6 protein-coding genes, 1 tRNA gene and 1 CRISPR repeat array are annotated in these 11,522 nt (G+C 39.9%); all 7 genes read left to right on the plus strand.

Translation table 11 applies throughout. The annotated features are described in order from the left end of the window. The first annotated feature begins 165 nt into the window (after window positions 1–165). Window positions 166–960: a twin-arginine translocase subunit TatC gene (gene tatC / locus FJR38_RS23740; protein ID WP_168539788.1), complete on the plus strand. Its 795-nt coding sequence runs from the start codon at window positions 166–168 to the stop codon at window positions 958–960. Between the two features lie 327 nt (window positions 961–1,287). Beyond that, complete coding sequence (gene pdhA / locus FJR38_RS23745; protein ID WP_168498254.1) at window positions 1,288–2,325, plus strand: pyruvate dehydrogenase (acetyl-transferring) E1 component subunit alpha; 1,038 nt, start codon at window positions 1,288–1,290, stop codon at window positions 2,323–2,325. A 472-nt stretch (window positions 2,326–2,797) separates the two neighbouring features. Continuing rightward, window positions 2,798–3,626: direct repeats of the CRISPR family, unit length 36 nt; unit sequence CTTTCTAAACCCACTTCCCCGCAAGGGGATGGAAAC. A gap of 205 nt (window positions 3,627–3,831) precedes the next feature. Beyond that, a complete protein-coding gene (locus tag FJR38_RS23750; protein WP_168539790.1) occupies window positions 3,832–4,701 on the plus strand; it encodes an aldose epimerase in 870 nt (289 codons plus the stop codon). A gap of 60 nt (window positions 4,702–4,761) precedes the next feature. Then, window positions 4,762–4,833: transfer RNA gene (locus FJR38_RS23755), tRNA-Lys, on the plus strand. Between the two features lie 434 nt (window positions 4,834–5,267). Beyond that, window positions 5,268–9,482 (plus strand): DEAD/DEAH box helicase, encoded by a 4,215-nt coding sequence (locus FJR38_RS23760; protein ID WP_168539792.1) that lies wholly within the window; start codon window positions 5,268–5,270, stop codon window positions 9,480–9,482. Window positions 9,483–10,075: 593 nt separating this feature from the next. After that, complete coding sequence (locus FJR38_RS23765; protein ID WP_168539794.1) at window positions 10,076–10,984, plus strand: tetratricopeptide repeat protein; 909 nt, start codon at window positions 10,076–10,078, stop codon at window positions 10,982–10,984. Then, window positions 10,941–11,522 (plus strand): tetratricopeptide repeat protein (locus FJR38_RS23770; RefSeq protein ID WP_168539796.1); only part of this gene is annotated, 582 nt, incomplete at its 3' end. The genes FJR38_RS23765 and FJR38_RS23770, both read left to right, overlap by 44 nt.

Consider the following 11,522-nt stretch of genomic DNA (forward strand, 5'->3'; position numbering starts at 1 on the left):
AATCATGTGTTTGAGTAAGCAGTAATCATGTTTGGTCATAAGCGCAAAAGTGAAAAAATAATAAACAAAATCTAGGAAGCTAGTAAAAACCTCTCTTGGTAGTCACCGACCCAGATAAAATAGTTAACGAAGATTGCCTAACAAATGTTTCCTAATAACTGAATCATGACCTCTTCACAAGACTTAGATCAAATAAAATCCCTCGATTTAGATCCAGAAACGTCCGGTGAACCCTCTATTAACCCGCTGGATGAATTACCAGGTGAAGTGGAAATGTCCATTTTTGACCACCTGGAGGAGTTACGACAAAGAATTTTCTATTCCCTCATTGTGGTTGTAGTGGGTATTGTCGGTTGTTTTATCGTAGTTAAACCCCTAGTGCAGTTATTAGAAGTTCCTGCTCAAGGAGTTAAATTTCTGCAATTAGCTCCAGGAGAATTTTTCTTTGTCTCCATGAAAGTTGCCGCTTACAGTGGTTTAATGCTGGCTACTCCCTTCATTCTCTACCAAATTATCCAGTTTGTACTTCCTGGACTCACCATACGGGAACGTCGGTTGTTAATCCCTGTAGTCTTGGGGTCAAGTGTACTATTTGTAGCGGGGTTGGCATTTGCTTATGTTGCACTCATCCCGGCTGCTTTACAATTCTTCATTAATTATGGTGCTGATGTTGTTGAGCAAATTTGGTCAATTGATAAGTATTTTGAATTTGTGCTGTTATTGTTATTCACCACAGGACTAGCATTTCAAGTTCCGGTTATTCAATTATTGCTGGCTACTTTAGGGATTGTCTCTTCACAAACCATGTTAAAAGGTTGGCGCTATGTGATTATGGCAGCAGTAGTTTTGGGAGCGGTGCTTACACCTTCTACTGATCCTCTCACCCAAAGTCTTTTAGCTGGTGCTGTTTTAGGATTATACTTTGGTGGGATTGGACTGGTAAAACTCACAGGTAAATGAATAACATTTAATTTTATTTCGCGCCATCTCTCTTAGAGATCCCAAAGGGTAGACGCAAAGGAGCAAAGACGCAAAGAAATAAAGGAAAAAAAGAGATTTATTCAATATTTGCTTTAAATGCATGAAAATTGCCGTAAGCGCGGGTGGAAAAAGGCAAACAGCAATTTAGGTTAATTGTTAATCGCTATGCAGAAAGCCAGTTATCCTCATTGCTATCCTATAAAATGAGGTTTGATAAATTAGTTTTGTCAACGCTGGCTGATTTATAGCTAACGTGATCAAAGACCCACTTAACTTTAAGTTTTACGATAAGGATAATTTACAAGCATGGTTCAAGAGCGCACATTACCCGTATTTAATACTGCCACAGTCCAAATCACCAAAGAAGAAGGATTGGGCTTATACGAAGATATGACATTAGGCCGTTTCTTTGAAGATAAATGCGCCGAAATGTACTATAGAGGAAAAATGTTTGGTTTCGTCCACCTTTACAACGGACAAGAAGCCGTTTGTAGTGGCATTGTTAAAGGTGCAATGCGTCCTGGTGAAGACTTCGTTTCCAGTACCTACCGTGACCATGTTCATGCTTTAAGTGCCGGAGTCCCCGCACGAGAGGTCATGGCAGAATTATTTGGTAAAGCCACCGGTTGCAGTAAAGGCCGTGGTGGTTCAATGCATATGTTTTCTGCGGAACATCGTCTATTAGGTGGTTATGCTTTCGTTGCTGAAGGTATTCCTGTAGCTGCTGGTGCGGCTTTCCAATCTAAATACCGTCGGGAAGTTCTTCAAGACAAAAATGCTGACCAAGTAACGGCTTGCTTCTTTGGTGACGGTGCGGCTAACAACGGTCAATTTTTTGAGACATTGAATATGGCGGCTTTATGGAAACTGCCGATTCTTTTTGTGGTAGAAAATAATAAGTGGGCGATCGGTATGGCTCACGAACGGGCAACTTCCCAACCAGAAATTTACAAAAAAGCCAGTGTGTTTAACATGGTGGGTGTGGAAGTAGACGGAATGGATGTTTTAGCAGTGCGACAAGTGGCTCAAGAAGCCGTAGCTCGTGCTAGGGCTGGAGAAGGTCCAACTTTAATTGAAGCCATGACCTATCGCTTCCGGGGTCACTCTCTGGCTGATCCAGACGAACTCCGCAGCAAGGAAGAAAAGGATTTTTGGTTTGCTCGTGACCCCATTAAAAAGTTAGCTGCTTATTTGCTAGAACATGATCTAGCTACAGAAGCAGAACTCAAAGATATTGAAAAGAAAATTCAGGCTGTGATTGAGGACGCAGTTAAATTTGCTGAAAGCAGCCCTGAACCAGATCCTAGCGAGTTATATCGTTTCATTTTTGCTGAAGACGTATAAGCTGATAATTGATAATTGACAATTGACAATTATCAATTACGAATCATCAAATAAAATCATGTTTACCATGGACATTCAAGTAAGTAGGACTATTGCTTGTAGGGTGTGTTAGGGGATAATTCGGTAAATAAACTGATTGTCTCTAAGTGACGCACCTGGCAAGGTTTTTATGATTGTTTCTTGCTTACTGCTATAGTACAAATTCGATTCATTAAATCGAATTTATACAATAAAATTCTTGACTCTTCTAGTTGTTAAGTAGTAAACTTAGATTGGTGGGTTAAATTTTTTCGACACACCTCCCCCGAACCTTGAAAACTCTATAATTTCGTTGAAGTGTGTCGAAGTCTTGCACACTAAAGGTTTTAGCCTATAAAATTCGCCACTTTGTCGGAAAATTTTTCCATTTTTCTGAGGTGTATCGAAATGGGTATCTGAAACCCCTACCCAGTAAGCTTTCCAGAAGTGAACCCTTTCTAAACCCACTTCCCCGCAAGGGGATGGAAACAGTCTGAGCAATAGATGGGAAAATCGAAGCAAGAACTTTCTAAACCCACTTCCCCGCAAGGGGATGGAAACTTAGCCAGTGATCACGCTCCACATTAGCACTCCTTTCTAAACCCACTTCCCCGCAAGGGGATGGAAACTCCAAGCATCTGGGAAAATAACACCTGAAAACAATCTTTCTAAACCCACTTCCCCGCAAGGGGATGGAAACGTTAATTGGAACATATCTGATACATTCCCTAGCAACTTTCTAAACCCACTTCCCCGCAAGGGGATGGAAACGAGACCCTTTGGTGTAAATACATCGAGTTGATAACTTTCTAAACCCACTTCCCCGCAAGGGGATGGAAACATTGCAGGAGTAGAAACTCCTAAAGTTAATGCAGTCTTTCTAAACCCACTTCCCCGCAAGGGGGATGGAAACTTAATCAACATGTCGATGAATCTCGTAAGATTACTTTCGACTTTCTAAACCCACTTCCCCGCAAGGGGATGGAAACCCTCATAAACTTCTTTAATCGAGAGGGTGCTGGCAACTTTCTAAACCCACTTCCCCGCAAGGGGATGGAAACAATTTTTCATCTTGCAAACTAGCCCTGTATGCCATGACTTTCTAAACCCACTTCCCCGCAAGGGGATGGAAACACTGGCACGGCGAAGTACAGTTTATCTGCTAAAATTTCCTTTCTAAACCCACTTCCCCGCAAGGGGATGGAAACGGTGTTATTACATCGTTCATTTTGTGATCAAAAATGCGACTTTCTAAACCCACTTCCCCGCAAGGGGACGAAAAGTTTACTTGACAAAACCTATTTTTTGAAGGTTTGAGATTAAATGATCATGGTGGAATTTGTTGGCACGACAACCTACAATTGGGGAGAAAGGTAGAAAAATCGCAAGATGTAATCAAGAGTAAAATTGCCCAAAACCTCTTAACTATTGCCTGTTTCCTCCTAACTGTCCATAAGCACAAATCTCCACACCAATCTACTGACTATTATGTTCACCATTGACATTCAACAAGAACAATACAAAACCTACATCCTGTCTGATAAAACCGCTGGTTCACAGATAGAAGTTGTTCCAGAAAGAGGCGGTATCATCACTCGTTGGCGAATTAATGGTCAAGAAATATTCTATTTAGATACAGAACGCTTTACTCATGCTGATTTGAGCGTTCGGGGTGGTAATCCAATTTTGTTTCCTCTTTGCGGTAACTTACCTGATAATACTTACAGCATCGAGGGAAAACAGTATACTATTAAACAACATGGCTTTGCGCGAGAATTGCCTTGGACAGCAACAGAGCAAAAGACAGAAAATAACGCTAGTCTAACTGTAGTTCTCACCAGCAATGAGGAAACAAAGGCAGTTTATCCTTTTGATTTTCAATTGGCTTTTACCTACGAACTCCAAGGTAATACTTTAGTAGTGCGTCAGGAATATAAAAATCTGTCATCTACACCAATGCCATTTTCTGCTGGTTTCCATCCTTATTTTCTCTGTGGTGATAAGAATCAGCTAGAAGTGGAACTTCCTTCTAGTCAATATCAAGACAACAAAACTAAGGAATTTCACGCTTTTAACGGCAAGTTTGATTTTAATCAAGAGGAAATTGATTTTGCTTTTGGAGGATTAACCAGTAAATCTGCATCTGTGATAGATAACAGCCGCAAGTTGCAGCTAACTCTAGATTACGATGATTTCTCTACCTGGTTGGTGTTCTGGACTGTTAAGGGCAAAGAATTCTACTGTCTAGAGCCTTGGAGCGCCACTCGCAATGCTTTCAACACTGGTGAAAATCTGACTGTGTTAGCACCAGGAGCTAGTTGTACGGCTTCTTTCCAGTTAACGGCAAATTTTTTCTAAAAACCCCTTGACAAGACTATGGCTGTTTGGTATATTGGGAAAGTTGGAAAAACAGCAAAAGGGTGGCTAACTCAACGGTAGAGTACTCGGCTTTTAACCGATTTGTTCCGGGTTCGAATCCCGGGCCACCCATTTTTAAGTTAGAGATGTTCTGTGGAGCATCTCTTTATTTTTTTATTCACGCAGAGGCGCGGAGGCGCAAAGAGGGAAAGATGAGATTTTTAACTTTCATATTTCGATTCTGTAACGCCAAATGATACTATGGCAATAGTATTTGAATTTTGAAAAAATCTTAGTATTTGTAGGGTGCGTTAAGCAAGTCTTTAAGAGCTTTATGCAGCTTATTTGCTTTGGTGGCTCGGCTACGCTGCGCTAATAAAAATCAAATAGGATTCCTATAACTCCTATAAAATCTAAATTGAAACCTATACACAAAGCCTGTAGGGGCGTATCCCTAACGGGATTGGAAGCATCAGCATTCGGGCGATAAATTATCGGTTTTTGTCTAAGGCTATTTTCCGAATGCTTCGCCCCTACAAATTCTGACTCCGGACTCCTGTTGTATTATGATTAATTTTAAACTTGATAACACCAAAGTACAAACACAACTCACTGAAAAATACTTTGAGTTACACCCTTCTGCACAAAAAATTATCCAATTGTTTTCGGTAATTTATGCACCAATAGATAAGAATTCATTTATAAGTTGTCTTAGTAAAACTGATATTTTAGATGAAAATAACAAACCTTGGGGGACTAAAACCCTGAGTCTGATAATTGATAAGTTGGTAAAAGCGGGTTTGTTAATTCAGGAAAACCGCAGCGGGGTTGAGTGTCATCCGTTACTCACAGAAATTGCTACTCGTCATGCTGTGGAAACTGAACAATTTGAAACATTAGTTATAGCCGTAGAAATCAAATTACCTATACACACTCACTGGAAACATGAATGTCGGATTTTCTATAATCTCCGTCAATGTATTAGGGAAATCCGCATTGGTTTTTATCGTCAAGATGTTAGTTTTATTAATAAGCAAATTGAAGATTATCGAAATTATAGTGATAGTGAAGAACCAATTGTTATAGAAAATATCTTCGAGCAGATATGCAATAACCCGTTTGATGAAACTTGGCTGAATACTCTACCAACGGAATTATATAGAATTAGTATATCAAGTATTCTCTTCAATTCAGTATTAAAATTGTCTAATTCTGAAGATGCCTTTATGCTCTTGGAAGAAAAATGTTATGAATCTGGAAAACATGGCTCAGATTATCTGCATTTGGTTTTGACAGAACAATTGCTGTTACGGGGTGATACTGAAGACGCACAAGATAGTTTGGGACGAATATCAGAAGAATATAAAAATAACGCTGCTATTGTTTGGGGTTGGTTGAGTTTTCTGCGGGGTGAAAATGAACAAGCTATTAAATATTATACAGATGCTCTAAAAATCCTGAAAAAAGCTATGGGTAAACGCCAAATATATTTTCATACAATTGGTGGTTTATTTTTTATTTTAGCATTGTTAAAAGATGGTTCAGCAGAACGCCTCAAAGAAGCAGAAGAGTATGCCACATTAATGTCCCGTCAATCAAATCATTGGCTCACATTTGTTTATGCCAGATTGAAAATGGTACTGCAAGTTCAGCAAGGTGATATTACTCAAAAAGAACTTATAGTAAGTGCCTATATTGCTTCGGTGGAAGAAGAAAATAGTTTACAAACATTGTTTTGTTCTTTGTGTCTTTATTGGATGGATGTTGAGATTGCAAAAAAACGCTTACCTAACATATTAGAACCATTATATCGGAGAGCGATCGCATCCGGTCATCACTGGTTGGCAATGGAAGCAGCAGAACTCCTCTCCCGACTTAAACCTAGTAGTAACTATAAACAACAAGCAGCAGCACTCCGAGAAGATAGCAACATCCAAACCATAGTAGACCTCATTCAACCCCAAGCTGCTTGGGAAATGTGCCTTAATGCCCTAGCAAATCTCCAGAAACAACCACAAACACCCGGCAAACCAGAGTCAGAAATGCGGTTAGCATGGTTTATTACCTTCTATCCCAGTAGATGTGTTTTGCAACCAAAGGAACAAAAAGTTAATGCTAAGGGTGAGTGGAGTAAAGGTCGCCCCATAGCTATCAAGCGCCTGAGTAATAATTTGAGTGAATTTAACTACGTCACACCCCAAGATATGCGGGTCTGTAGTTGTATTGAGGCATATAATGATGGTGGTTATTACGGTAAAGTCGAGTATAACTTCAGTGAAAAAGCCATCTTAGCTTTAATTGGACACCCCGCAGTTTTTTGGGAAGATACGCCTAATATCCGGGTAGAAATAGTTAAAGGAGAACCAGAACTACTGGTGAAAAAAGAAAAACAAGGTCGTCTCACCTTGGAATTTTCGCCCAAATTACCAGAATCACAGAACATTCTGCATATTAAAGAAACTCCAACTCGCATCAAAGTTATTGAAATTAAAGCTGAACATAGGCGCATTGCCGAGATTATTGGTAAAGATAACAAATTAAATGTTCCTGCGATCGCCCAAAAGCAAGTTTTAGCAGCCATTAATGCCGTATCTGGCATCGTTACCGTCCATTCTGACATCGGTGGCGGACTAGAAAATGCAGAAGAAGTCCCCGCCCAAACGCTACCCCACATTCACCTCTTACCTGCCAATTCCGGCTTGAAAATCACCCTATTATCTCGTCCTTTTACCCAAGGTGGACCATACTTCCGTCCCGGTGCAGGTGGTGAAACAGTTATTGCTGAGATTGAAGGTAAACGTCTGCAAACTAAACGCAATTTATCAGAAGAAAAACAACTTGCCAAAGCCGCGATAGAAGCCTGTCCCACCTTAACGCGAATTGAAGAACAAGATGGTGAATGGGCAATAGAAGAAGCAGAAGACTGTTTAGAACTGTTGCTAGAACTTCAAGCACTGGGAAACAGCGTCGTTATGGCTTGGCCAGAAGGGGAAAAACTGCGGGTTAGTTACAATGCAGACTTGAAAGACTTTAACCTATCAATTCAACGTCAGCAAGATTGGTTTGCAGCCACTGGGGAATTGAAACTGAATGATGACCTAGTGCTAGATATGCAGCAACTCCTAGCACTCCTAGAAAAAACTCCCAGCCGATTTATTCCCCTTGGTGACGGTCAATTTCTGGCTTTAACCCAAGCCTTTCGTAAACGCCTCGACGAATTACGGATGTTTTCGGAAAAACATGGAAAAGGTATGCGTTTCCACCCCTTAGCCACATTAGGATTAGAAGATTTTGTAGACGAGGTAGGTAAGCTAAAAGCAGATAAACACTGGAAGGAACATATCCAGAAACTTAAAGAGGTAAAAGACCTGCAACCAGAACTCCCGTCTACGTTTCAAGCCGAATTACGGGACTATCAAATGGATGGTTTCTGTTGGTTGGCACGTTTAGCACATTGGGGTGTAGGTGCTTGTTTAGCCGACCAAATGGGACTGGGTAAAACCGTGCAAGCCTTAGCAGTTATCCTCAGAAATGCCCATAAGGGACCAACTCTAATTATTGCCCCAACGTCCGTTTGCATGAATTGGGTGAGTGAAGCTCAGAAGTTCGCCCCAACTCTGAATATTATGCAATTTTCTGGTGCTAACCGTCAAAAATTATTAGATGGTTTACAACCATTGGATATGCTGGTATGTAGTTATGGTTTATTGCAGCAGGAAGAAGTAGCTCAAATGCTTGCTCAGGTACAGTGGCAAACGATTGTATTGGATGAAGCCCAATCAATTAAAAATATGGCTACTAAACGTTCCCAAGCAGCCATGAATCTGAAAGCTAATTTCAAAGTGTTGACTACGGGAACTCCCATTGAAAATCATTTGGGTGAGTTGTGGAATTTATTCCGGTTTATTAACCCTGGTTTATTGGGTTCTTTTGAAAGCTTTAATCAACGCTTTGCTATCCCTATTGAGAAATATCAGGATAAACAAGCACGTAATAAATTGAAAAAACTCATTCAACCATTTTTATTGCGACGGACGAAAAATCAGGTGTTAGAAGAATTGCCTTCTCGGACGGAAATTCTGCTTCATGTGGAGTTAAGTAAAGAGGAAAAGGCATTCTATGAAGCATTACGCCGTCAAGCTATATCTAAATTAACCGAAACAGATGCTGAGGCAGGAAAGAAACATTTGCAAGTGTTAGCAGAAATTATGAAACTGCGTCGCGCTTGCTGTAATCCTAGTTTGGTGATGCCTGACACTGAGTTATCTAGTTCTAAGTTGCAACTTTTTGGTGAGGTGCTGGGTGAACTTTTAGAAAATCGCCATAAAGCTTTAGTGTTTAGTCAGTTTGTAGATCATTTACATATCATCCGCGATTATCTGGATAAACAAGGGATTAAATATCAATATTTAGATGGTAGTACCCCAATGGCAGAACGGAAAAGAAGCGTGGATGCCTTTCAAGCTGGGGATGGGGATGTTTTTCTCATTAGTTTGAAAGCCGGGGGTACAGGACTCAATCTAACGGCTGCTGATTACGTTATCCATACAGACCCTTGGTGGAATCCAGCGGTGGAAGATCAAGCTTCTGACCGCGCCCACCGGATTGGGCAACAACGTCCGGTAACAATTTATCGCTTGGTAGCAAAGGATACTATTGAGGATAAGATTGTGGAGTTACATCACCATAAGCGAGATTTGGCGGATAGTCTCTTGGAAGGTACTGATATGAGTGGCAAGATATCAACGGAAGCTTTGCTGCAATTGATTCATGAAGGTTAGAATAGATATCTAGTGAACAATGATTTGATATTCTCCATTTAATCTTTGAGCAGCAATCTGCTTGCAAAAGCGATTACGCTATCATTTCTGCTAAACATTGCGCCTAATCTGCTTCAAAGTTGTCTGGCTTGGCTTATACTCAGATAAAGTGTAGTTAATCACAAATAATCAAATTTTTCTGGCTGGGATTTTTCAAAAATATTAATAATCTGAGTCACCTCTGCGGAATGTGGGCTACTTGCTTTTTGAGGCGTTGCTGATTAACGGTATGAATTTTAGTCTCACGCAAAGGCGCAAAGACGCAAAGGTAAGAGTTTTAAAGATTCAATTTAGGAATTTCATACCTCAATTTAGCAACGCCCTTTTTGATTGGGTATTTTCGCCAAAAGTGGATGCTCCCCTTGTAGTTTTGGAGTTGTCGCCCCCTCAAGACAATGATTCCACTACGGAGCGCCCTATTTTTTATTATCTTTTTTTGACTAAGGTATTGTAAAAAAACTGTGATTATTTTTGTGTTTTTGCATAACCTGCATAGCTACCAGAAATATATAAAGATTGAATAGGCTGTTTACCATACATGAGAGGAATTATCAATGTCCAATAAACTGAAATATCTCGCCTTTGTCACCCTAGCATTGACTCTGAGTTCTTCGATAGGGTTAGCCGCAGGTAGTTTAGCAAACAAGCAAATATTGACAGAAGTGACTACTTCACCACACTTGCTGACACAAAATTTGCAGACGGAGGCAGATAATCTGTTTGAAGAAGCGAGAGAACTAGATAATCAAGGGTATTTATCAGCCGCGCTGGAAAAATATCAGCAAGTGTTAGAAATGCGGCGACAATTACAAGATAAATCAGGAGAAGCTGCAACTCTCAATTATATAGGTAATATTTATAATTCTTCAGATAAAACCGCCCAAGGACTGGAAGTTTTGCAACAAGCTTTATCTCTGTATCAGCAACTGGGAGAACAAGCCGGAGTCGGCGAAACTTTAGATAATATTGGCACAAGTTACAGGCTGCAAGAAGATGATACTCAGGCATTGTCATATCACCAACAAGCCTTAAAAATTCGTCGAGAACTCAAGGATAGGGAAGGTGAAGCTAAGTCTCTGAGTAATATCGGTTTTACTTACGTTTGGCTGAATGAGTATCCCAAGGCTTTAGAAAAGTTACAGCAGGCTTTAGCAATTAATCGGGAAATTAAAAATAGAAGAGGTGAAGGCAACACCTTGGGTCGAATTGGAATATTTTATTCACAGTCAGATAATTTAGAACAGGCAGCCGAGTTTTATCAGCAAGCATTAGTATTACACAGAAAAGTAGGAAATAAACATGAGGAATCGAGAATTTTATCCCTGTTAGGAGATATTTATAGGCAACAAAAAGATTATGCCCGTGCTGTGGAATTGTATCAACAAGCATTAGTATTACGCAGAGAAGTAGGAAATAAACATGGGGAATCGAGAATTTTTATTATGGTTAGGAGATGTTTATGAGCAACAAAAAGATGATGATCGTGCTTTGGAATTGTATCAACAAGCATTAGTGATTGCACAAGAGATTAAAGATCAAAAGTTTACAGCTAGTCTTCTGATGTATATAGGAAATATCTTATCTCAAAACAAGAAATATAATCAGGTGATTGAAATATATCAGCAAGCACTGCCCATTGCCCAAGCAATTCCTAACAATAAGCCACAAGAATCTCAAATTCTTGTATTCATGGGGATTAACTATTTTAGCCTAAAAAAATATAAGCAAGCGATTGAAATATATCAGCAAGCACTGCCTATCGCCCAAGCAATTCCTGATAATAAACCACAAGAATCTCGGATTCTTTTTTTAATGGCGATTAACTATTCTAGGCTAGAGAAACATGAGCAAGCGATTGAACTTTATCAGCAAGCACTGACTATTGCCCAAGCAATTCCTGATAATAAATCACAAGAGTCTGAGATTCTTTCATTAATGGCTATTGATTACTCTTCTCTAGAAAATAATGAGCAGGCGATTGAACTTTATCAGCAAGCACTG

The organism is Anabaena sp. UHCC 0253 (assembly GCF_009712085.1).
GTDB lineage: Bacteria > Cyanobacteriota > Cyanobacteriia > Cyanobacteriales > Nostocaceae > Dolichospermum.

Coding starts and splice junctions, on each gene's coding strand:
- FJR38_RS23750 (WP_168539790.1), top strand. CDS start 3,832: ATGTTCACCATTGACATTCAACAAGAACAATACAAAACCTACATCCTG.
- tatC (WP_168539788.1), top strand. CDS start 166: ATGACCTCTTCACAAGACTTAGATCAAATAAAATCCCTCGATTTAGAT.
- FJR38_RS23760 (WP_168539792.1), top strand. CDS start 5,268: ATGATTAATTTTAAACTTGATAACACCAAAGTACAAACACAACTCACT.
- pdhA (WP_168498254.1), top strand. CDS start 1,288: ATGGTTCAAGAGCGCACATTACCCGTATTTAATACTGCCACAGTCCAA.
- FJR38_RS23765 (WP_168539794.1), top strand. CDS start 10,076: ATGTCCAATAAACTGAAATATCTCGCCTTTGTCACCCTAGCATTGACT.